At 70.6% G+C, this 22,479-nt stretch carries 17 protein-coding genes; 7 read left to right on the top strand and 10 right to left on the bottom strand.

Annotated features, from left to right (window positions below):
- Window positions 1-475 precede the first annotated feature (475 nt).
- The gene (gene uvrA / locus MFF26_RS05900; RefSeq protein WP_238307742.1) at window positions 476-3,592 is read right to left on the bottom strand and encodes an excinuclease ABC subunit UvrA; all 3,117 of its coding nucleotides are present in this window, start codon (window positions 3,590-3,592) and stop codon (window positions 476-478) included.
- Window positions 3,593-3,934: 342 nt separating this feature from the next.
- The gene (locus tag MFF26_RS05895; RefSeq protein ID WP_137828347.1) at window positions 3,935-4,381 is read right to left on the bottom strand and encodes a cupin domain-containing protein; all 447 of its coding nucleotides are present in this window, start codon (window positions 4,379-4,381) and stop codon (window positions 3,935-3,937) included.
- Between the two features lie 352 nt (window positions 4,382-4,733).
- Here MFF26_RS05895 and MFF26_RS05890 point away from each other — a divergent pair, with 352 nt between their 5' ends.
- Complete coding sequence (locus tag MFF26_RS05890; protein WP_238307741.1) at window positions 4,734-6,803, top strand: methyl-accepting chemotaxis protein; 2,070 nt, start codon at window positions 4,734-4,736, stop codon at window positions 6,801-6,803.
- A gap of 13 nt (window positions 6,804-6,816) precedes the next feature.
- Here the strand turns inward: MFF26_RS05890 and MFF26_RS05885 are convergent, their stop codons facing one another.
- On the bottom strand, window positions 6,817-7,044 hold the full coding sequence (locus MFF26_RS05885) for a hypothetical protein (protein ID WP_137828346.1): 228 nt from the start codon (window positions 7,042-7,044) through the stop codon (window positions 6,817-6,819).
- A gap of 109 nt (window positions 7,045-7,153) precedes the next feature.
- Window positions 7,154-8,359, bottom strand: a complete 1,206-nt coding sequence (locus MFF26_RS05880; protein ID WP_137828345.1) for an efflux RND transporter periplasmic adaptor subunit — start codon at window positions 8,357-8,359, stop codon at window positions 7,154-7,156.
- 137 nt (window positions 8,360-8,496) lie between these two features.
- Between MFF26_RS05880 and MFF26_RS05875 the strand changes: the two genes are divergently transcribed.
- Entirely contained in the window at window positions 8,497-11,637 is a 3,141-nt protein-coding gene (locus MFF26_RS05875) for an efflux RND transporter permease subunit (protein WP_137828344.1), read from the top strand.
- Between the two features lie 176 nt (window positions 11,638-11,813).
- On the opposite strand, the gene MFF26_RS05870 is transcribed toward MFF26_RS05875, so the two are convergent.
- The 5 genes from MFF26_RS05870 to MFF26_RS05850 all read right to left on the bottom strand — a co-directional run bounded on the left by MFF26_RS05870 (window position 11,814) and on the right by MFF26_RS05850 (window position 17,740).
- Window positions 11,814-12,335 carry a GNAT family N-acetyltransferase gene (locus MFF26_RS05870; protein WP_308447732.1) on the bottom strand — a complete coding sequence of 174 codons (522 nt, stop codon included), beginning with the start codon at window positions 12,333-12,335 and terminating at the stop codon, window positions 11,814-11,816.
- Window positions 12,336-12,402: 67 nt separating this feature from the next.
- Entirely contained in the window at window positions 12,403-12,831 is a 429-nt protein-coding gene (locus tag MFF26_RS05865) for a response regulator (RefSeq protein WP_137828276.1), read from the bottom strand.
- A gap of 99 nt (window positions 12,832-12,930) precedes the next feature.
- Window positions 12,931-15,702, bottom strand: coding sequence for a PAS domain S-box protein (locus MFF26_RS05860; protein ID WP_137828275.1), 2,772 nt, complete (start codon window positions 15,700-15,702; stop codon window positions 12,931-12,933).
- 183 nt (window positions 15,703-15,885) lie between these two features.
- Window positions 15,886-16,647 carry a Crp/Fnr family transcriptional regulator gene (locus MFF26_RS05855; RefSeq protein WP_137828274.1) on the bottom strand — a complete coding sequence of 254 codons (762 nt, stop codon included), beginning with the start codon at window positions 16,645-16,647 and terminating at the stop codon, window positions 15,886-15,888.
- 241 nt (window positions 16,648-16,888) lie between these two features.
- Window positions 16,889-17,740 (bottom strand): glycoside hydrolase family 25 protein, encoded by an 852-nt coding sequence (locus MFF26_RS05850; protein WP_137828273.1) that lies wholly within the window; start codon window positions 17,738-17,740, stop codon window positions 16,889-16,891.
- A 198-nt stretch (window positions 17,741-17,938) separates the two neighbouring features.
- Between MFF26_RS05850 and MFF26_RS05845 the strand changes: the two genes are divergently transcribed.
- Complete coding sequence (locus tag MFF26_RS05845; protein ID WP_137828272.1) at window positions 17,939-18,391, top strand: DUF488 domain-containing protein; 453 nt, start codon at window positions 17,939-17,941, stop codon at window positions 18,389-18,391.
- 40 nt (window positions 18,392-18,431) lie between these two features.
- On the opposite strand, the gene MFF26_RS05840 is transcribed toward MFF26_RS05845, so the two are convergent.
- Entirely contained in the window at window positions 18,432-19,661 is a 1,230-nt protein-coding gene (locus MFF26_RS05840) for a UbiH/UbiF family hydroxylase (RefSeq protein WP_238307740.1), read from the bottom strand.
- Window positions 19,662-19,961: 300 nt separating this feature from the next.
- Here MFF26_RS05840 and MFF26_RS05835 point away from each other — a divergent pair, with 300 nt between their 5' ends.
- The 4 genes from MFF26_RS05835 to pncA all read left to right on the top strand — a co-directional run bounded on the left by MFF26_RS05835 (window position 19,962) and on the right by pncA (window position 22,329).
- Complete coding sequence (locus tag MFF26_RS05835) at window positions 19,962-20,177, top strand: hypothetical protein (RefSeq protein WP_137828270.1); 216 nt, start codon at window positions 19,962-19,964, stop codon at window positions 20,175-20,177.
- Entirely contained in the window at window positions 20,174-20,428 is a 255-nt protein-coding gene (locus MFF26_RS05830) for a hypothetical protein (protein WP_238307739.1), read from the top strand. Before MFF26_RS05835 ends, MFF26_RS05830 begins: the two co-directional genes overlap by 4 nt.
- Before the next feature lie 114 nt (window positions 20,429-20,542).
- Window positions 20,543-21,517, top strand: a complete 975-nt coding sequence (locus MFF26_RS05825) for a quinone oxidoreductase family protein (protein WP_137828268.1) — start codon at window positions 20,543-20,545, stop codon at window positions 21,515-21,517.
- Window positions 21,518-21,705: 188 nt separating this feature from the next.
- On the top strand, window positions 21,706-22,329 hold the full coding sequence (gene pncA / locus MFF26_RS05820; protein WP_137828267.1) for a bifunctional nicotinamidase/pyrazinamidase: 624 nt from the start codon (window positions 21,706-21,708) through the stop codon (window positions 22,327-22,329).
- Window positions 22,330-22,479 lie beyond the last annotated feature (150 nt).

Raw genomic sequence — 22,479 nt, 5'->3', positions numbered from 1 at the left:
CCCGCATCTTCAGACCGTCTTCCCGCTCTCTGGAGCAGGTTCAACTGGCCCGATGCCGACGCCCCCTTACGGCCGCACCTCAAGTCTCGACGACGGGAACTATTCTACAGACCGCTCCCGAAAGACAGGGGATTGCCTTCAATCTCGGCAGTTCGGGTCACACCGTTGCGCAAAAGCCGCATTTTCGCTGCAGAGCAACGGAATCCTTAACGATATCTTACCAGTGGGTCCGGTCGCCCAAGACGAGCCGCGCCCCTGAATTACGAAGCGTCCTCAACTCGTTGGGCCTTATTGACGGCCGGGCATCTTCGGCAGGGGCATTGGGCCGATTGCGCAAGAATGCCCGGGCCTCTCGCAGCGCAGCAAGGGCGAGCAGAGGCATCGGCCGGGAGAGGCCGAAGGGTCGGCGGCGAATCGTTCCGTTGCCCCGACCCCCACCCCCATTTCACGGCGAGGGAGGGGCCCGTGCCGGCGGCTACTCGGCCGCCTGACGATTCCGGCCCGTGCCCGGCCCGCGCCGCGCGGCGGTCTTGTCCGGTGCCTGTGGAGCGGGCGACGCTTTCGCCGTCTTGGGCCCCGCTTTGGCGGTCGACGTGACCGTCGACTTGACCGTCGACTTGGCGGTCGGGGCCGGTCGGCGGGCCAGCACCTCGCGCAGGAAGCGCCCGGTATGGCTCGCCGTGCTGGCGGCGATCTGTTCGGGCGTGCCCTGCGCCACCACCTTGCCGCCGCCGTCGCCGCCCTCGGGTCCCATGTCGATCACCCAATCGGCGGTCTTGATGACCTCGAGGTTGTGCTCGATCACGACGACCGTGTTGCCCTGGTCGACGAGTTCGTGGAGCACCTCCATCAGCTTGGCCACGTCGTGGAAATGCAGGCCGGTGGTCGGCTCGTCGAGGATGTAGAGGGTGCGGCCCGTGGCGCGCTTGGACAGCTCCTTCGACAGCTTCACCCGCTGCGCCTCGCCGCCGGACAGCGTCGTCGCCTGCTGGCCGACGCGGACATAGTGCAGGCCGACGCGGGCCAGCGTCTCCATCTTCTCGCGGATCGAGGGGACGGCCTTGAACAGGTCCGCCGCCTCCTCGACCGTCATGTCGAGGACGTCGGCGATGGACTTGTTGCGGTAGCGCACCTCCAGCGTCTCGCGGTCGTAGCGCTTGCCCTTGCACACGTCGCAGGTGACGTAGACGTCGGGCAGGAAGTGCATCTCGATCTTGATGACGCCGTCGCCCGAGCAGGCTTCGCAGCGCCCGCCCTTCACGTTGAAGGAGAACCGCCCCGCCTGATAGCCGCGGGCCTTGGCCTCGGGGAGCCCCGCGAACCAGTCGCGGATCGGGGTGAAGGCGCCCGTATAGGTCGCCGGGTTCGAGCGCGGCGTGCGCCCGATCGGCGACTGGTCGATGTCGATGACCTTGTCGAGATGCTCCAGCCCCTCGATCGCGTCGAAGGGCGCGGGATGCTCCAGCGCGCCGTTCAGGCGCTTGGCCGCCGCCTTGTAGAGCGTGTCGATGACGAGGGTCGACTTGCCGCCGCCCGACACGCCGCTGATGCAGGTGAAGGTGCCGAGCGGGATTTTGGCCGTGACATCCTTGAGGTTGTTGCCCCGCGCGCCAACCACGGTGAGCATGCCGCGACCGGGATCGCGCCGGACCTTGGGGGTGCGCACCGAGAGCTCGCCGGTGAGGTACTTGGCGGTGAGCGAGGCCGGGTCCTTCAGCAATTCCTGCGGCGTGCCCTGGGCGATGATCTCGCCCCCGTGGATGCCCGCGCCCGGCCCGACATCAACCACGTAATCGGCCTGCAGGATCGCGTCCTCGTCGTGCTCGACCACGATCACCGAATTGCCGAGATCGCGCAGGCGCTTGAGCGTGCCGAGCAGGCGCTCGTTGTCGCGCTGGTGCAGGCCGATCGAGGGCTCGTCGAGGACGTAGAGCACGCCGGTGAGCCCCGAGCCGATCTGCGAGGCGAGGCGGATGCGCTGGCTCTCGCCGCCGGACAGCGAGCCGGACCCGCGGGCGAGGGTGAGGTATTCGAGGCCGACATCGACCAGGAAGGTCAGCCGGTCGCGGATCTCCTTCAGGATGCGGACGGCGATCTCGTTCTGCTTGTCCGTGAGTTTTTCGGAGATTTCGGAGAACCAGCGATGGGCCTCCCGCACCGAGAGAGCCGTCACCTCGCCGATATCCTGCCGGTCGATCTTGACCGCCAGCGCCTCGGGCTTGAGCCTTTTGCCGCCGCAGGATTCGCAGGGCGTGGCGCTCATGAAGCGGCCGATCTCCTCCCGGCTCGCATCGCTCTCGGTCTCCTTGTAGCGCCGCTCCAGATTCGGGATCACGCCCTCGAACGGCTTGTTGACCGAGTAGGAGCGCAGGCCGTCATAGTAGTCGAACCGCACCGATTCCGTGCCGGTGCCGTAGAGGATCGCCTGCTTGGCCGTGGCCGGTAGCGTCGACCACGGGACGGTGGTCTTGAAGCCGAAATGGCGCGCGAGCGCATCCAGCGTCTGATCGTAATAGGGCGAGGTGGATTTGGCCCAGGGCCCCACCGCACCGCGCTTCAGCGAGAGCGCCGCATCCGAGATCACGAGCTCCGGATCGATGCGCATCTCGTGGCCGATGCCGCCGCAGGTCGGGCAGGCGCCGAACGGGTTGTTGAACGAGAACAGCCGCGGCTCGATCTCGGGGATCGTGAAGCCCGAGACCGGGCAGGCGAAGCGCGACGAGAAGGTGATCTTCTTCGGGGCCTCGCCCTCCGGCGTGTCCGCGAACTCGATGTCGGCGATGCCGTCGGCGAGTTCCAGGGCCGTCTCGAACGAATCGGCGAGGCGCGCGGCGATGTCGGCCCGCACGACGATGCGGTCGACCACCACGTCGATGTCGTGCTTGAGCTTCTTGTCGAGCTTCGGCACGTCGTCGATCGGGCAATACTCCCCGTCGATGCGAAGCCTCTGGAAGCCCTTCTTCTGGAATTCGGCGATTTCTTTTCGATATTCGCCTTTCCGCCCTCGGACGACGGGGGCGAGCAGGTAGAGCCGGGTCTTCTCCGGCAGCTCCAGCACCCGGTCGACCATCTGGCTGACGGTCTGGCTCTCGATCGGCTCGCCGGTGGCGGGCGAGTAGGGGATGCCGACCCGCGCCCAGAGAAGACGCATGTAATCGTAGATCTCGGTGACGGTGCCGACCGTCGAGCGCGGGTTCTTCGAGGTCGTCTTCTGCTCGATGGAGATGGCCGGCGAGAGCCCGTCGATCTGATCGACATCGGGCTTGGACATCATCTCCAAGAACTGCCGGGCATAGGCCGAGAGCGACTCGACGTAGCGGCGCTGCCCTTCGGCGTAGATCGTGTCGAAGGCGAGCGACGACTTGCCGGAGCCGGACAACCCCGTGAACACCACGAGCTTGTCCCGCGGGATGGTGAGATCGACGTTCTTGAGGTTGTGCTCGCGGGCACCCCGCACGGAGATCACGCGCGTGTCGCGCGCCGAGGGCGCCGCAGCGTCGAACAGGGCGGCGAGGCGGGCATCGGCCTGCTCCTCCGTTTCGACCCCTTTGCCGGCCGCGGTCGCGGCTTTGCGGGCTTTGGCTGTGGCCATGGGCGACGAATTCTCTCGCGGTCGTGCCGAAGTCACCGCGCCGATGCGCCGTCGAAGCGTTGGGCGGGTGTGCTGCGCGGGAACAGGTTTCGAAAACGCAGATGGGTTCCGCGCCGCGCGAAACCACTAGAACGGAACGGGTACGACGGCAACGCCGATCAAGTCGGCAAGGTGGCGCGGGCGCCGCAGACTCCGCCCCGCGCAGACGCATGGCCGAGATCGGCGGTTCCGCAGGGACGTGGCCGCTGTGCGGGCAGGGGGCACCGACAGCCGGCGTGACGGACCCGCAGGCCGCATCGGCTTTCTCCCGTGAGCCGGCCCCCCCCCGTCCGGGCCGATGCTCTAAGTCCCGCCGCCCTCCGCATTGCGCGCCATGAAGGTCGCCGGCGTGCCGTCCTCCGGATTCACGAAGACGATGTCGGTCGGCGCCCGGCGCGGGGTATCGACCGAGAGGAAGACCAGCGGCTCTTCGAGGATCTTCGGCAGGGCGTGGACCGTGCCCCGGTCGAACAGCAGGAGATGGCCCGGGCCGAACTCGGCCTCGCCGGAGGCATCGCCCATCCAGAAGGTGCCGCGGCCCGAGACGCAGTAGAGCGCCTCGTCGCAGGTGGCGTGATAATGCGGCGGCGTCGGACGATAGACGCGGAAGACCCGGACGCTCGCCGCCGCGCGGTCGGACAGATAGGCATCGACGAGGAGCGTCGCGGCCTCCTCCGGCAGGCCGCGGGCGATGGCATGGATGTCGAAGCGCCCGCCCGCCCCGCCCTGTCCCTGGTCGGATGCCGTCATGCTCGTCCTCCGGTTCGCGCCGCCGCGCTTGTGCCCAGCCTGTATCGCAAGCCTGCGATCCAAGACGGCCGGTCCCGTGGGGTTCCGCCGGTGGGGCGAGGGGATGGAGTCGGTCGGAGGCCGGACGGCTGGTACCGGCGGATGAACCGCCACCCAGGGCCGGGAGGGCGATACCGCGCCCGCCCAATTTATGATCCCGCCGCACAAAAATTATACAAACTGCCTAATTTTGATCAATAAACACAGAAGACAACCGATTTTTCACGAACAGAACGCATGCCGCTTCCCGCAAATACTGAACGATGGCCGCGCGATGCTGAACTCATCCATTCACGGACAATCCGGTTCGCCCATGACCGGACCGAAGATGTTCGGCTCGTTGCGGGGGCGCATCGTCGCCGTGGCGCTGATCCCGTGTCTTGCCTTCGCCGGAGTGGCCGGGGAGGCGGCCTACGGACGGATCGGGGAGGGCCGGACGATGGCCCGGATGGAGTCGCTCGTCGGCCTGTCGGCGCGGATCAGCGCCCTCGTGCACGAGGCGCAGAAGGAGCGTGGCGCCTCGTCCCTGTTCCTCGGCTCGAAGGGCGCGCAATTCGGTCCCGAACTCGCCGCCCAGCGCCAGCTGACCGACGGCGCCCGCGCGGCGCTTCTGGTCGCGCTCGATGCCATCGCCCCGGCGGCCGAGCCGGTGGAGGCGGGCGAGGGCGTCGCCGGCAAGGCCGGCGCCCTGCGGGCGGCCCTGGGCCGGATCGAGCCGCATCGCGGCGCCGTCGACCGCCTGGAGACGGCCGTGCCGGCCAATCTCGCGCTCTATTCCGGGGTCATCGCCGAGGCGCTCGCCCTCGTGCGCGAGGTCGGGCAGGTCGCCGCCGACCCGGCGGTGGGCGCGCGGATCGCGGCCTATTCGGCCTTCCTGTCGCTCAAGGAAGTCGCCGGCCAGGAACGGGCCGCGGCCTCCGCGGCCTTCGCCGCGGGCAGCCTCGACCTGCCGGGCTACCGCAGGCTGGCCGGCCTCGCGGCCGATCAGGACACCTACGAGCGACTGTTCCGGGCCGCGAGCCCGGCCGAGGACGTGGAGAGCCTCGACGCGGCCAATGCCGCCGAGCCGGCCCGCGCGGTCGCTCGCATCCGCGGGATCGCCCTCGGCACCGTGCCGGGGCAGGCGCCCGCCTTCACCGATGCCAAGGGCTGGTTCCGGCTGGCGACCCAGCGCATCGACGGGCTCAAGGCGATCGAGGACCAGCTCACCGGATCGCTCGGCCGGGAGGCGGGGGCCGCCCGCGCCCGGGCCGAGCGGGCCGCCGCCCTGTGGTCCGCCGGATTGCTGGCGATGCTGGCCCTGTCGGTGGCGCTCGCCTTCGCCCTCGGCTCGGCCATCGCACGGCCCCTGAGCCGCATGGCGAAGGCCCTCACGGCGATCGGGCAGGGCGACACCACGGTCGAGGTGCCGGTGAAGGGCCCGCACGAACTGCGCGCCATCGCGGCGGCGGCGGCGGCGTTCCGCGACAGCGTGGCCGAGCGGGCTCGCACCCGCGCCGCCCGGGAACAGAGCACGCAGGAGGAGGCGGTGCGCCGCCGCGCGGCGATGCTGGACATCGCCGACGGCTTCGAGGCCCGGGTCGGCGGCATCGTCGAGGCGGTCTCGACGGCGGCCCAGCAGCTGGAGGGCGCCGCCCGCGCCATGAACGCGGCGGCGGACGAGACCTCCGCCCTGAGCGCCGCGGCGGCGGCGGCCTCGGAGAAGGCGGCGCTCGCCTCCGACACCATCGCCGCGGCGACCGAGGAGCTGTCTGCCTCGATCCGCGAGATCGGCGGGCAGGTCGTCGCCTCGGCCGGCGCCGCGGCCCATGCCGAGGCGGACGCCGCCCGCACCGCCGCGGAGGTCGAACGGCTGGCGGGGGCCGCGGGCGGCATCGCCCGGATCGTCGGGTTGATCTCGGACATTGCCGGGCAAACCAACCTCCTGGCGTTGAACGCCACCATTGAGGCGGCCCGGGCCGGTGAGGCGGGGCGCGGCTTCGCGGTCGTCGCGGCGGAGGTGAAGGAGCTCGCCGGTCAGACCGCCCGGGCGACGGAGGAGATCGCCGGGCGCGTGGCCGAGATCGCCGCCTCGGGCGAAGCGTCGGTCGCCGGCATCGGCGGGGTCGGCCGCACCATCCGCGCGCTGGCGCGGATCTCCGGCGACATCGCCGCGGCGGTCGAGCAGCAGGGCGCGGCCACCGCCGAGATCGCCCGCACCACGGTCGAGACCTCGCACGGCACCCGCACCGTCTCCGACACCGTCGCGGGCGTGGCGAACGCCGCCGTCGGCGCCAGCGCCGGCTCGACCCAGGTTCTGGGGGCGGCGAGCGACCTCGCCCGTCAGGCATCGGCCCTGAGGCGGGAGGTCGGCGGGTTCCTGGAGCAGGTGCGGGCGGCCTGACCCGCGACCCGGCTCAGGGCGTGTCCAGCGCCACGATCCCATCGTAGGGGCCGGTCCCGCCGAGGGTGGCCTCGACCGCCGAGTTGATGGCGGCGCTGACCAGCAGAAGGATGGCGAGCAGCAGCACCGCCTCGGTCAGCACGCGGGCCAGGGCCGCGGCATGGGCGCGGGCGGCATGGATCAGGGCGCAGCCCAGCACGAACACGAGGGCATGCAAGGCCGGCATGGTGAGAAGCGTCATCGTCCCTGTCTCGCTCCTGGTCTCGCGCGTGTCCCGGTGGGAACGGCCGGGGCTGCGCGCGCGGTCCGCGCCGCAAGACCCGGACCTCGCTCTCCCCTGACGATCGGCATCAATGCCGCGCCTCGCCGGCGGCGGGCGTGTTCTCGACGGCCTTCACCGGCTCGCTCACCCGCGGCTCGACCTTCAGGTTCTGGCTCAGGCTCTGGAGGTGATCGACCACAACCCGGGTGCCGGGCTTGAGGCCCTTGAGCACCGCGGTCCGGTCGCCGTAGGCATCCCCGACCTCGATCGCGGTCATGTGAACCGTGTTCTGGTCGTCCACCGTCCAGACCACCTGCTGGTCGAGCTGGGCCGACAGCGCGATGGTCGGCACCAGCAGCCGCTCCTGGCGTCCGACCTCGATGCGGGCGCGCACGAAGCGGCCGGGCAGGTAGCGCTCGTCGGCATTGTCGAGCCACGCCTGGATCAGCCGGCGGCCGGTGCGAGGATCGAAGCGGTTGTCGAGGCGATAGATCGTGGCCTCGCGCACGGGCTCGCGCTGCACGTCGAGGAGCTGGACCTTGGCCCTCTTCTCGGCCAGCGCCACCCGAACGGCCTCCGCGTCCTCGGAGGAGAGCGCCATCTGCACGTCGATCGGGTTCACCTGCACCACCGAGACGAGGCGGGTCTGATTCTCGATCACCATGTCGCCGATATTGGTGAGCGACAGCGACGAGCGCCCGTCGATCGGCGCGCGGATCACCGCGTAGTCGAGGTTGAGCTTCTGCCGGGCGATGGCGGCTTCCGCCTCGTTGAGCTTGGCGGTCGCGGTGGCGAGGTTCGACTGGTTCTGCTGGGCGCGCTGCTCGGTGGCGAAGCCCTTGTCGGCGAGTTGCTCGGTGCGGTTCACCTCGGCCTGGGCGAAGTCGAGGGTGGCCTTGGCCTGATCGCGGAGCGCGGTCGCCGATTGCAGCGCCACTTCGAAGGGCCGCGGATCGATGCGGAACAGCACCTGCCCCTTCTTGACGTGGCCGCCGGGCTCGAAGGCGCGCTCCACCACGATGCCGGTCACCCGCGCCTGGAGTTCCGCGTCGCGGGGCGAGACGATGGTGCCGGTATACTCGAAGGCGACGGGAACCTCGGCCTGCTCGGCCGGCACCACCTTCACGGCGAGCGCCGGCTCCTCCTTCTGCTTGGCCTTGTTGCGCTGATCCACCTTGAGATGGTGGGCGAGGAAGCCCGGGATCGGACGGCCCATCCCCCACCACGCGCCGCCCGCGATCCCCATCGCCCCGATGACGATGCCGGCGATGACGAAACCGACGCCTGACCGCACGAAGCCCCCCTTCCCGGCGCCGCGGGCCCGTCCCGACGGGGCGGCGCGGCAGGTGGGGGAACACGCTGAAGCCCAAGACGTTGCACGCGGACTCTTCGCTGCCTCGTGCAAAACAATTCCGGAGACGCGCCCGGCCCATGTTCGCCACGTTCGTCGACCGGCCGATCCTCGCCGCGGTGATCTCGATCATCATCACGACGATCGGCGTCGTCGCCGGGCTGACCCTGCCGGTGGCGCAATATCCGGAGATCGCGCCCCCCGTCGTCAACATCCAGGCGACCTATCCGGGCGCCTCCGCCCAGCAGGCTTACGAATCGATCGCGATCCCGCTGGAGCAGGAGATCAACGGGGCGCCGAGCCTCATCTACATCCAGTCGACCTCCTCGGCCGATGGCAGCGTCTCGGTGGACGCCACCTTCGAAGTCGGCTCGAATCTCGACGCGGCCGCCGCCGAGGTGCTGACCCGCTCGAGCCGGGCGGAAGCCAAACTGCCCCAGGCCGTCCGCGACCAAGGTCTCGAAATCCAGAAGTCCTCGCGCCAGCGTCTCGGCAACGTCGTGCTCTACGCCGACGAGGGCACCGGCTTCGACGAGCTGTTCCTGGCCAATTACGCCGAGACCCAGGTGATCAAGCCCCTGCGCCGGGTCACCGGCATGGGCCGCATCCTCAACTTCTCGAACATGCGCTACGCCATGCGCGTCTGGCTCGACCCGGCCAGGATGGAAGCGCTCGGCATGGCGACCGAGACGGTGCTCCAAGCGATCCAGGCGCAGAACGCGCAGGTGACCACCGGCTCGCTCGGCAAGCTGCCGATGGACCGGGCGACGCCCTTCGAGCTGCAACTCGTCACCAAGGGCCGGCTGGTGAAGCCGGAGGAATTCGCCAACATCGTCCTGCGGGCCAATGCCGACGGCTCGGTGGTGCGCGTCGCCGATGTCGGCCGGGTGGAGCTCGGATCCGAGCAATACGGCGTCACCTCGAACTTCGACGGCAAGCAGGCGGCGACGCTCGGCATCTTCCAGAACCCCGACGCCAATGCGGTCGACGTGATGAACGGGACGCGCGAGACCATGGCGGATCTCGCCAAGCGGTTTCCGCCGGGTCTGCACTACAAGATCGCGCTCGATTCCACCGAGTTCGTCAAGGAAGCGATCTACGAGGTGGTGCGGACGCTGATCGAGGCGATCTTGATCGTCACCGTCGTCACCTATCTGTTTCTCCAGAACTGGCGCGCGACGCTGATCCCGACCATCGCCGTGCCGGTGGCGCTGATCGGCACCTTCGGGCCGATGGCGCTCCTCGGCTTCTCCTTCAACACCCTGAGCCTGCTCGGCCTCGTGCTGGCGGTGGGGCTGGTGGTGGACGACGCCATCATCGTCGTCGAGAACACCGAGCGGCTGATGGCGGAGGGGCAGGACCCCAAGCCCGCCGCGCGGGCGGCCGTCAACGAGGTCGGCGGGCCGGTCATCGCCACGACCCTGGTGCTCGCGGCGCTCTTCGTGCCGGTGGCCTTCATCCCGGGGCTGACCGGCCAGCTCTACAACCAATTCGCGCTCACCATCGCGATCTCGGTGCTGATCTCGGCGATCGTCTCGCTCACCCTGACGCCGGCGCTCTGCGGGCTGCTGCTGCGCCCGCACGAGCACGGATACCGCCGCCCGTGGTGGCAGCGCCCGCTCGACTGGTTCAACACCGCCCTGGAGCGGATTGCGGGCTTCATCGTCGCGTCGATCGGGTTCCTGTCGCGTCGCGTCGTGCTGACGCTCGTCGTCTTCGCGCTCTTCGCCGGGGCGACGGCGCTGCTCCTGATGCAGCGCCCGACCGGCTTCGTGCCGGAGGAGGACCAGGGCTATCTCTACGCCGAGGTGGCGATGCCGCTCGGCGCCTCGGTCCAGCGCACCGAGGCGATGAACGCCCGCTTCGGCGAGGTCTTGCGCGCCCGCGACGACGTCGACCACACCATCGGCGTGTCCGGCCGCTCGTTCCTCGCCGACACGGTGGCCCCGTTCTACGGCTTCAACATCCCGGTGATGAAGCCCTGGGACGAGCGCACGACGACCGTGAACGACCTGATCCGCGACATGGAGGAGCGCTTCAAGCACGATCCCGACGGGCAGGTGCGCATCGCCAATCCCTCGCCGCTCCCCGGCCTCGGCAGCCGCGGCGGCCTGACGCTCGAAATCCAGGACCGCTCCGGCAATGGCGGCCTCGGACTCGCCAAGACAGCCAACGCGTTCATCGAGAAGATCAAGGCTTTGCCCGGCGTCAGCGGGGCGACGCCGACCACCGAATGGGGCGTGCCGCAGATCCGCCTCGACATCGACCGGGCCAAGGCCGAGCAGCTCGGCGTGCCGCTCTCGCGCTTGTTCGAGGCGCTCGGCACCTATGTCGGGTCGAGTTTCGTCAACCTCTTCAACCGCTTCGGCTTCGTCTACCAGGTCTATGTCCAGAGCGAGGCCTCGGGCCGCCGCGTGTTCCAGGATCTGGAGGCGCTGACCGTCCTGAACGCCGACGGGCAGCCGGTGCGCCTCGGCTCGCTGGTCCAGGCGAAGTTCACCACCGGACCGACGGCGGTCCTGTCCTACAACACCTATCCGGCGATCGAGGTAGCGATCACCATCGAGCCGACCTCCTCCTCCGGCACGATCCTGGAGGCGGTCGAGCGCCTGTCCTCCGAATTGCCGCGCAACTTCTCGATCGAGTGGACCGAGGTGGCTTACCAGGAGAAGATCGCCGGCAGCTTCGCGCCGCTCATCTTCGGGCTCGGCGTGTTCATGATCTTCTGCTTCCTCGCCGGGCAGTACGAATCGGTGCGCCTGCCCCTCGTGATCCTGCTCGCCACGCCGCTCGCGATCTTCGGCGCGATCGGCTTCCTGGCCCTGCGCGACATGCCCCTCGACGTGTTCGGGCAGATCGGGCTGCTGCTCCTCGTCGGACTGGCCGCCAAGAACTCGATCCTGCTCGTGTCCTTCGCCGAGGAATTGCGGGCCAAGGGCGAGGACGCGCTGGAGGCGGCCAAGCACGCCACCCGGATGCGCATGCGCCCGATCCTGATGACCTCCTTCGCCTTCATCCTCGGCGCCGTGCCGCTCGCCATCGCCAGCGGGGCGGGCGCCAACGCCCGGCTCTCCATGGGCACGGTGGTGATCGGCGGCCTCGTGGTGGCCACCATCCTGACCCTGTTCGTCACGCCCGTGTTCTACATCGCCGCCGAGCGGCTGCGGGGCGATGCGAAGACGGCAGAGAGCGGGGAGGGGCGGCCGGTCCCGGCGGAGTGACGTTTGAGGGACTTCACCGCAGCGCCATCCTACCCCCCCTCATCCTGAAGTGCGCAGCCGAAGGCGGCGCCTCGAAGGAGGGCCCAAGGGATCGCTCAGCGAGTTGGAGCCCTCCTTCGAGGCCCCTTGCCGAGGCAAGGGGCAGCTCAGGATGAGGGGGTTGGGGGACGAGCCGGTCAGGCGGTCTCTCGAATCCTCGCCGTCATGTACCGGGCACTGTCGCCGTAGCTCGACAGCTTCGCCCGCAAACCCGGATCGTCCCGCACCGTGAAGCCGAGCCCCGCCCACAATCCGACGGTGCCGTAGACCGAGACGCAGGCGAGATGCGCGATCCCGAAGACGCGCGCCTGCGCCGTGAGGCTGGCGATGTAGTGGGCGGCGGCTTGCCGGCCGCGCGCTTCGGAAAGAATCGCGACGTCGTGGACGTAGAGGCAGCTCGGCGATGGCGGCAGCGCGGTCAGGAATGCGTCGAGCGGCGGCACATCGTGCAGGATCCACGGGTGAGCGAGCCCGTATCCGACGATGGACCCGTCGAGCACGAGCTTCAGGCAGGTGGCGGGGGAGAGGTCGCGCTTCTCCGCCAGCACCGCAGGCCGCTCCGGCAGACCGGCATGGATCTGCCCCGCGATCGCGTCGACCCGCGCCATGTCCGCCGCCCGCAACGGCTGCCACTCCGCCGACGATGTCACTTCGATCACGGGGATCCGCTCCGGGGACGTCCTGAGTTCCGTCTCTGGTGCCGCCCGGCGCCCCGAAACCGGCGCCTCAGCGCGGTGAGGGCGCGACGGAGGATGTCCCTAACCCGTCCCGGATCGCCTGCGCGAGCGCCGCCGTCAGGGGTTTGGCCGCGAAGCGCACGGCGCGGGGGAGGGCGTCCGGCTCCGGTGCCGGACCCGCCGAGACCGCGACGAGGACGAGGCGGGGCCGGCGATGGGCCACGGTGTGGACCAGGGCGAAGCGTCCGTCGGGATCGGCGAGGTCGGCGTCAATGACGACGAGGCGCAGGTCGGGATGCCGCTCGATCTGGCGCAAGGCCGTCGGGCCGTTCCACGCCTCGATCACCGCGAAGCCCGCCGCCGCCACGCAATCCACCGTTCCCATGCGCTGGATCGCATCGCCCTCGACGATCAGGGCGAGCGGACCCGCGCCGTCACCGCGGGGCGAGGATTCGGCAGGGGAGGCGGTCTCGTCCATCGGGGTTCCTCGGGCCGGATCCCTGCGACAAGCGGCGAGACGCCGGTTCGTTGCCGCGCGAGCGTGGAAATGCCGCGCCGGCCCGGGGCGCCGGGCCCCTCATTCCTTCTCGAGGAGTCCCCCGAGCGGCGCGGTGATGCGGCAGACGACGCCGTCGGGCGCATAGTCGGTCCGGGTCTCGCCGCCGACGGCCCCGGACAGGCCGCGCTCGATCAGGCGCGACCCGAAGCCCTTGCGCGACGGCACCGCGACCGGGGGGCCGCCGCTCTCGGTCCAGACCATGCGGACGAGGGCGTCGGGGCCTGCCCTGCCCTCCGGCCCAGTCTCGATGGTCCATTCCAGGCCGACGCGCCCGCCGGGCACCGAGAAGGCGCCGTACTTGGCGGCGTTGGTGGCGAGTTCGTGGATCATCAGCGAGAGCGACAGCGCGGCCTTGGGGCCGACCTCGATCGCCGGCCCCGACAGGCGGATGCGGTCGGGCTCGCCGTCGTCGTGGATGGCGAGCGCACCCGCGAGCACCGCTTCCAGCCCCGCCCCCTCGCCCTCCCCCGAGAGCAGGATGTCGTGCGCCTTGCCGAGCGCCACGAGGCGGGCCACCAGCGCCTCCTTCACCGAGCCGACATCGGTGACGTTGCGCAGGGTCTGCGAGGCGATGGCCTGGGCCATGGTCAGGGTGTTCTTGAGGCGGTGGCTCAGCTCGCGGTTGAGGACGCGCTGCTGCTCCTCCGCCTGGAGCCGGCTCAGGGTCGCCCAGACCCGGTCGGCCACTTCCCGCACGAAGCCGATCTCCCCCGGCTCCCAGGTACGGGGCTCGGCGGCATGGGCGAAGAGCAGGCCGACGAGCTCGCTCCGGCGCAGCAGCGGCACCTTGATCTGGGCGCGGGTGAGGAGCCCGGCATAGCTCGTCGCATCCGGCGCCAGGGCCGGATCGGCGGCGACGTCGGCGATCACGAGGATCTCGCCCTGCCGCAGGCGCGCCATCGTCGCCGGGACGAGATCGAGGGGATGGCTGCCGGCGAGGCTCGACGCCCCGTCGGTCCAGTCGCGCTCGATCCGAAACCGGCCGGTGGCCGGCTCGATGGCGGAATAACCCGCCCGCGACAGGCCGAGCGTGCGCCCGAGGATCGCGGCGGCGATGCCGGAGACCTCGGCGGCGTCGGAGGCATCGCGCAGGCGGTCGCCGAGCTCGATCAGGGCCCGCTGGCGGGTCTCGACCCGCTTCTCCTCCGTGATGTCCTCGATCATCGCGGTGGTCAGCAGGGCGTCGCCGTTCACCTGCGAGACGAGGTTGACGCGGCCCCAGATCAGGCGCCCGTCCTTGCGGCGATAGCGCTTCTCCAGGGTCTCGCGCATGATCTCGCCCGCCGCCAACCGACGGTGCAGGCGGTCGCGCTCGTCCGTATCCTCCAGCGGCGTCCATTTCGCCACCGAATGGCCGACGATGTCGGATTCCTCCGCGCCCCAGATCGTGCAGAGCTTGGCGTTCACCTCCAGCGCGACCAGCGTGCGCGGGTCGATCTGGACGATGCCGACATTGGCGCCCTCGAACACCGCCCGGAGCTGGCCCGAGACGCGGTTGCGCTCGGTCAGATCGAGCATGGCGCCGATCATCCGCAGGGGCTCTCCCCGGGCGTCGCGCACCATCGAGCCGCGGTCGAACACCTCGGCATAGGTCCCGTCCCGACGGCGGAACCGGTATTCGTGGCGCCAGTCATGGCCGGTCCCGTCGATGACGGAGCGGATATCGGCCTCGATCCGGGCCCGGTCGTCCGGGTGTATGCGGTCGAGCCACCAGCGGCCGGTGGGCTCGACCGTCTCCGGCGTCCAGCCATAGGCCACCTCCAGCGCCTCGTTCCACATCACGTGGTCCGCGACGAGGTCCCAGTCCCAGATGGCGTCGTTGGTGGCCCGGGTGGCCAGCCGCAGCCGCTCCTCGGTGGCGGCAAGCGCCCCCAGGGCGGCGCGCTGGGCGGTCACGTCGCGCACCGTACCGACGAAGCGGAGCGCCCGGCCCTCCTCCGCGACGAGGGCGCCGCGGGCGGCGACGCGGTGGAGCACCGTGCCGTCGGAAGCGATCGTGCGGTACTCGCAATCGAACCGGCCGGGGCCGTCGGGATCGAGGGCGGCGCGCACGGCGGCGTCGGTCCGCGCCCGGTCCTCGGGGTGAATGCGCGGCAGGAAGCTGCCCTCGTAGCTCACCGGAACGTCCGGGCCGACCCCGAACAGGGCGCGGGTGCGCCCGTCCCAGCGCAGCGTGTTCGCGGTGAGGTCGTAGTCGAAGGTGCCGATGCCGGTCGCCTCGACGGCGAGCCGCAGGCGCAGCTCGCTCTCGGCCAGCGCGGCGATCTCCGCCCGGCGGGACAGGGCCGCCCGGCGCAGCTCGAACTTGGTCATCACCGAACGAGCGAGCGCCGCCAGTCCCGCCTTCTGGGCCGGGCTCAGGCCCTCGGGCCGGGGCACCACGTCGAGCACGCACAGGGCTCCGATCGCGACATTCTCGGGCGTGATCAGCGGCGCGCCCGCGTAGAAGCGCATCCCCGGCGCCCCCGTGACCAGAGGGTTGGTGCGGGTGCGGTCATCCGCGGCGAGATCGGGGATGATGAGGACGTCGCGCAGGCCGAGCGTGTGGGAGCAGACCGAGCGGTCGAGGCCGGTCTCGGGGGCGCTGAACCCGAGCCGCGCCTTGAACCATTGCCGGTCCTCGGTGACGAGGCTGACGAGGGCGGTCGGCGCGGCGCAGAGCTGCGCGGCGAGGGCGACCGCATCGTCGAAATCCTGCTCGGGCAGCGTGTCGAGGATGCCGTAGCGCGCGAGCGCGGCGCGCCTCTCGGCGAATCCGGCCGCGACGGAGGCGTCAGGCAAGGGGCTCATCGGCGTGGACGGGCTCGCTGCATGTCACGACCTCGGTCATGACCTTGATCCTGGCCTCGATCATGGTCGCGGTTCGCCCCTTCATCCCGTTCGCCGCGGGCTCGGCAACCCGGCTCCTGTTCGCAACGGCCGCCGCGCGCGAGATGTTCGTCCGACGGCTGCGTCATCCCGGCAGGCAGCGCTTTAGGTGGGTGGGTCGATCGCAACAAGGCGACCATTTGGAGCATAGACCGCACCCAGCACCGTCTCGAAATGACGTTTGACGCAGGAATGGCACTCGCAGGCCACCGCTTCGGTCTCGGCCCGGTCCAAGATGGTGATGCGCCCGCGCCCGACCTCGATCAGTCCCTGCTGTTGCAGCATCCTGAGGATGCGCGTCAGGTAGGTCCGCTGGACCCCGAGCATCGCCGCCAGCGATTCCTGGGTGATCGGCAGCACGTCGCTCGCCAGCCGATCCTGCAGGGTCAGCAGCCAGCGCAGGCAGCGTTCCTCGATCGGGTGGAGGGCGTTGCAGGCCACCGATTGCAGCACCTGCGCGAGCAGGCAATCCGAGTAGCGGGTGAACAGGTTGCGCAGGCTCTCGGAGCGCCTTTTGGCCTCCTGGAGCCGGGCCGAGTCCATCCGCAGCACCGGACCGGCGATCTGCACCAGGGCATGGGTCGAGGCGGGAAGGCCGCCATTGCTGACCACGCCGCCGACCGCGCCCTCCCGGCCGATCGTGGCAGTCTCGGCACTGCGCCCGTCGATCATCGAGATGAGAAGCGTCACGACCGTCTGGTCGAGGGGGAAGCTGATGAAATCGACCTCGCGCCCCGCCGCGAACAAAGTGGCGCCGCGGGGATATTCGAGCCGCTCGGCATGCGGCAGCAGCAGGGCGCGATCCTCGGGCTGCAGGGATTTCAGAAGGAGGTTGCCTTCGAAGCAGCGCTCCAGGGCCGAAGGCATGAACAGGCTCGAGTCCGTCGGGGGATGCGGCGCTCCTAGCGCGAGCCCCGCCCCGACGTCTGTCTACAAGTAGACAAAATCTTCGCCGGACGCGAAAAATCCCGCGCTGCACCGCCTCATCGCATTCGATAGGCCCGCGATCACGCCCGGCGACAACATAGGTTGACGTCCGGGCATCCGCCCCGACGTCCCCCGTCGCCCGCGTCGGGCGCGCAGCCGACCGCGCCGGCTTTCTGCCCTACTACTTCTCGGTGCACAATCCCTGCGAGGCGAGATGCCGGTGGTCGCGCGGATCGCAATCGGTGGCGAGGAAGGAGGCCCATTCCTTCGGGCTGCCGTAGAAGGCGTTGCGGTCCACGTCGCCGCGCACGCCGGGCACCCGGCCGGTCGAGGTGAACTGCCACAGCATCCACTTGCGGTTGGCGTAACGCTGTTCCGGCTCGGCCGCGGTGGAGCGGACCCAGTGGGGATAGTCGGGCAGTTCGTCTTCCAGCACGTCCTTGTGGAAGGTGATGTCGGTGTAGATGATCGGCCGCTTGCCGGTGTAGCGCTCCATCTCCTCCAGCATGTAGCGGGTCATGGCGAGGGCCTGGGCCTTGGGCAGCTTCTTCGGGCACTTGGCCGAATGCCCGTTCCACTCCACGTCGAGCACCGGGGGCAGGGCGGTCGGATCGTTCGGCACGTTCTTCTTGAACCAGGCCATCTGGTCCTCGGCCGAGCGGCACCAGAACACGAAGTGATAGGCGCCCCGCGGCACGCCGGCCCGGCCCGCCCCGTCCCAGTTCTCGCGGAACCGCTCGTCGACATGGTCGCCGCCCTCGGTCGCCTTGATGAAGGCGAACTGCGTGCCCGCGCTCCTCACCGAGGCCCAATCGATCGGGCCCTGCCATTTGGAGATGTCGATGCCCTGGATCGGGTGGTTCTTGGCCTTGGCCACCCCCGGATGGGGCTTCACGTCGCCCTTGGTGGGGTAGAAGTCGTTCTGCGAGGCGCAGGCCGCGAGCCCGGAAAGCAGAAGGGCGGCAAGCCCCCGCTTCAGCCAGGTGCGGGAGGCCGCACGGCGTTCAGAGGTATACCCGGTGTCCTGCGACATCGACGGCCCGCCACTTCCCGCGTGCGAAATCAATGGGTATTCGATGCCCTACGGGCGGTTAACAGAGCTTTGCCAGCATTGCGGCGGATTTCCGGAACACGTTGCAAGCCGGGCACATAGGCCGGTACGAGCCGCCCAGAACGGGGCGATGCTCCGGCTTAATTCATTGCGCCCTCTGATTTTTCGAGCCAGCGTCCCATGCGCTACACTCTGTTTACCATCGGATACGAAGGCCTCGCCCCGGAGCGGCTGCACGCCGCGCTCAAGGAGGCGGGCGTCGCCATCCTCACCGACGTGCGGGCGGTGGCCAATTCGCGCAAGCGCGGCTTCTCGAAGGGCGCGCTCAAGGCGGGTCTGGAGGAAGCCGGCCTCGGCTACGCGCATTTCCGAAGTCTCGGCACCCCGAAATCCGGTCGCGAGGCCGCCCGGGCCCACGATGCCGGACTGATGCGTCGGATCTACTGCGAGGAGGTGCTCGACACCGCCGATGGCGGGCTGGCCCTCGACGGGCTGGCCGAACTCGCCGCCCGCGCCCCCACCTGCCTGCTCTGCTTCGAGCGCGACCCCGCCCTCTGCCATCGGCGGGTGCTGGCCGAGCGCCTGCGCGAACGGGGCTTCGAGACCGTCGATCTCTACGGCGATTTTCTGTGACCTTCGCCGCCGGTGACGGAGAGGCCGGGATCCCGAACCCTCACCGCATCAGCCGGGGCGCTCCGAGCCGCGGCTGCACGCCCTCGCGCATGACGAGGCGGCGCAGGGGCGCGATCGAGGAGAGGACGACGAGGCCGAGCCCGCGCAGGGCATCGACCGGCACGAGATCGGTGAGCAGCGAGCGGTTGAGCATGTCGACCGCGGCCCCGCGCAGGCGGGCATCGATGCCGCGGCCCCGGGCGAAGCCCGCGAGCGCGGCGGCGGTGCCGGGATCGCGCCCGGCCTCGCGGGCGGAGAGGACGGCGTCGCGCAGGGCGGCGGCGTCGCGCAGTCCGAGATTGAGCCCCTGCGCGCCGATCGGCGGGAAGACGTGGGCGGACTCGCCGATCAGGGCGAGCCGCTCGCCCACCGGGCTCGCCACCGAGAGCCCGCGCATCGGCACGAGGCCGCGCGGCCCGTCGATCCGCATGGCACCGAGCATCGAGCGGGCCTGATGCTCCACCGCCGCCGCCAACGCCGTGTCGTCGAGGCCGGACAGGCGCTTGGCCGCCCGCTCGCCGGTGACCCAGACGAGACTGGAGCGGTGCCCGCCGGGCAGGGGCACCAGGGTGAAGGGCCCGTTGCGGGTGTGGAACTCGGTGGAGACGTCGCGGTGGGGCCGCTCATGCGCGAGCAGGGTCGTCAGCGCCGCCTGCGGGTAGGACCATTCGCGGGTGCGCAGACCCGCCGCCTGCCGCAGCGGCGAGCGCCCCCCGTCGGCCGCGACGACGAGCTGGGCCGCGAGGCTGCGCCCGTCCGTCAGGGTGAGGATCGCCGCGTCCGGTCCGGTCTGCATCCCGGTGGAATCCGCCTCGAACAGGGTCAGGCCGGGGGTGGTGCGGGCCTGCCGACGCAGGGTCTCGACGAGGCGGGCGCTCTCGACGTTCCAGCCGAAGGCATCGAGGCCGATCTCGGTCGCGGAGAAGCGGGCGGGCGGCGGGCGGAACAGGCTGCCGGTGTCGTCGATCAGATGCATCTCGGCGAGCGGCGCCGCGTGCGGGGCGATCTCGGCCCAGGCGCCGAGCGCCGCGAGCAGCCGCACCGAGCCGTCGAGCAGCGCGACGGTGCGCCCGTCGGCGACCGGAGCGTGGCGCCCGACCAGGGCGGTCGCCACCCCGTCGCGGGCGAGCGCCAGGGCCGCGGCGAGCCCGGCCGCCCCGGCGCCGACCACCGCCGCCTCGAAGCGGGGCGGGACGGCGGGGAGGGCGCGAGTCTGAACCGGGACCGTCACGGCGACAGGGCTCCTTGGGGCGGCGCAAGAGGGCGGCAAAGCCGGCAATGGGGGAGGGTGGCCGCCCCCGTCCTAACAGAGGTTGCGCACCGGCCGGGTCAAGGGCGCGCGACCCCCGGACCGAGAGCCCCGGCGAGGCCGCGGCGGCGACAAGACGACGCGACGCGATGAAACCAAATCCGCCCGGGCGAATTGGCAACTTATGTTGTCGGCTCGCCGGAAGCGGCGACCCGGGCCGGACGACACAGCGGAATCGCGCGCGACACAGGGCGCGGAGCAGACGTCTGAGGGGGCGTAACCGTGCGGACATTCATCACTGCCCGGCCCGAGGTCACCTCGGCCGATTTCGGCTCGCCCTACGATCCCGTGCTCGTGGGCGTGGCGCAGGGCCTGTCCCACCTGTTCCCCCCGGTCCGTCAGGTGCGCCCGCCCCGGGACGACGGCTCCGATGCGGCGGGCGAGGGCCATGCCGAGGCACGGCCGACGGCCTCGGCGGGCGGCCAGGGACGCGGATGAACGGCACCAGAGGAGCGACGCCCGGCATGCGGCCAGACCTGATCGAGCAGCACATCGCGGCGATGACCACGGCGAGCACCAACCTGCTGCGGCAGATGCGCGACGAGGGCCTGCGCTACCGGGTGAGCGTGCGGCCGGAGGACACCGCGACGATGCATGTCCATGTCCATCAGCTGACGCCCGAGATCGCCGAACGCATTCGCCGCTGCCTGTCCGGCACGGGGATGCGCGTCGCCGTGCGGGAGGGATAGGCAGGGCCGGCGGCCGAATCCCGCGCCGATCCGCGCGAAAGTGCTTGCCGCCGCCGCCGCGCCCGATATGTCCGGCATCCGAGAGGGCCGGACGACAGGGACGGAGAGAGCGCGATGCCGAAGGCGATCCGGGTGCACGAGTATGGCGGCCCCGAGGCGATGGTCTACGAGGACATCCCGACGCCGGAGCCCGGCCCCGGTCAGATCCGCGTCCGCCAGACCGCCATCGGCGTCAACTTCATCGACATCTACTTCCGCTCCGGCCAGTACAAGGCCGCGGGCCTTCCCTTCACCCTCGGCAAGGAGGGCGCGGGCGTCGTCGATGCCCTGGGCGAGGGCGTGACCGATTTCCGCGTCGGCGAGCGCGTGGCCTATGCCGGCGCCGTCGGCACCTATGCCGAGGAGGTCGTGGTCGACACCAAGGGCGTCGTCCACGTGCCCGACGCGATCTCCGACGAGACCGCCGCCGCGATGATGCTGAAGGGCCTCACCGCCCATTACCTGCTGCGCCTGACCTATCGGGTGCAGCCCGGCGACACGATCCTGTTCCACGCAGCCGCCGGCGGCGTCGGCCTCATCGCCACGCAATGGGCCAAGCATCTCGGTGCCACCGTGATCGGCACCGTCGGCACTTCGGAGAAGGCCGACCTCGCCCGCGCCCATGGCTGCGACCACGTCATCCTCTACCGCGACGAGGACTTCGCCGCCCGGGTCAAGGAGATCACGGGCGGGAAGGGGGTTCCGGTCGTCTATGACGGCGTCGGCAAGGCGACCTTCCCGGCCTCCCTCGATTGCCTGCGCCCCCGCGGCGTCTTCGCCAGCTTCGGCTCGGCCTCGGGCCCGATCGAGGCGTTCGACATCGGCATCCTGGCCGCCAAGGGTTCGCTCTACGCCACCCGCCCCACCCTCTTCACCCACATCGCCACCCGCGAACAGCTCGACGCCAACGCCGCCGAGCTGTTCGAGGTCGTGGCGAGCGGGGCGGTGAAGATCCCGATCCATGCCCGCGCCAAGCTCGCCGACGCGGCGCAGGTGCACCGCGATCTGGCCGACCGGCAGACCACGGGCGCCACGGTGATGACGCCGTAAGGGGCTTCCTCGATCCGGGCTCCACCGACCTCGCCGCAGGGCAGGGGAGCCCGTGCAGGGGACCCATGCGGGCGGCGGGGATTCCGGCGCGCGCGCGGGCCATGCGACCATCCTGGGCACGGCGCGGCGCCCCGCCTCCCTCGGATGGCAGGGCGCTCCGTCACCCCGGACTCGGGTTTGGACTTGGCATGCGGCGCGAACCCACCGACACCCTGCTCGTCATCGACGTGCAGACGGATTTCCTGCCCGGTGGGGCGCTGGCGGTCCCCGAAGGCGATGCCGTGATCGGGCCGATCAACCGGCTGGCCGCCGCCTTTCCGCACATGGTGCTGACCCAGGACTGGCACCCGCCCGGTCACGCCTCCTTCGCCTCGCGCCATGCGGGCCGCCGGCCCTTCGACACGGTGGCGATGGCCTACGGCGAGCAGCGGCTCTGGCCGGACCATTGCGTGCAGGGCACGCCCGGCGCCGCCCTCGCCCCGGGCCTTCAGGCGGAACGGGCCGAACTGGTGATCCGCAAGGGCCACCACCCGGGGGTCGACAGCTACTCCGCCTTCCTCGAGGCCGACCGGCGGACCCGCACCGGGCTCGCCGGCTACCTGACCGAGCGCGGTCTGACCCGCCTGTTCCTGGCCGGCCTCGCCACCGATTACTGCGTCCTCTGGTCGGCCCTCGACGCCCGCGCCGCCGGGTTCGAGACCTACGTGATCGAGGACGCCGTGCGCGGCATCGACCGCGACGGCACGGCGCAGGCCTTCGCCGCGATGGAGCGGGCGGGGGTGCAGCGGGTGACGAGCGCCGATCTCGTCTGAACGACCCGCCTCCCACACATCCCACCATCCCCCTCATCCTGAGGTGCCGCGAAGCGGCCTCGAAGGAGGGCTCCAGCGTCTCGCGCGTTCCCTGGAGCCCTCCTTCGAGGCCCGCCGAGGCGGGCACCTCAGGATGAGGGGGGATGGATG

Origin of the sequence: Methylorubrum suomiense, assembly GCF_022179765.1 — a bacterium.
GTDB lineage: Bacteria > Pseudomonadota > Alphaproteobacteria > Rhizobiales > Beijerinckiaceae > Methylobacterium > Methylobacterium suomiense.
This window is presented reverse-complemented; position numbering and strand designations above follow the sequence as displayed.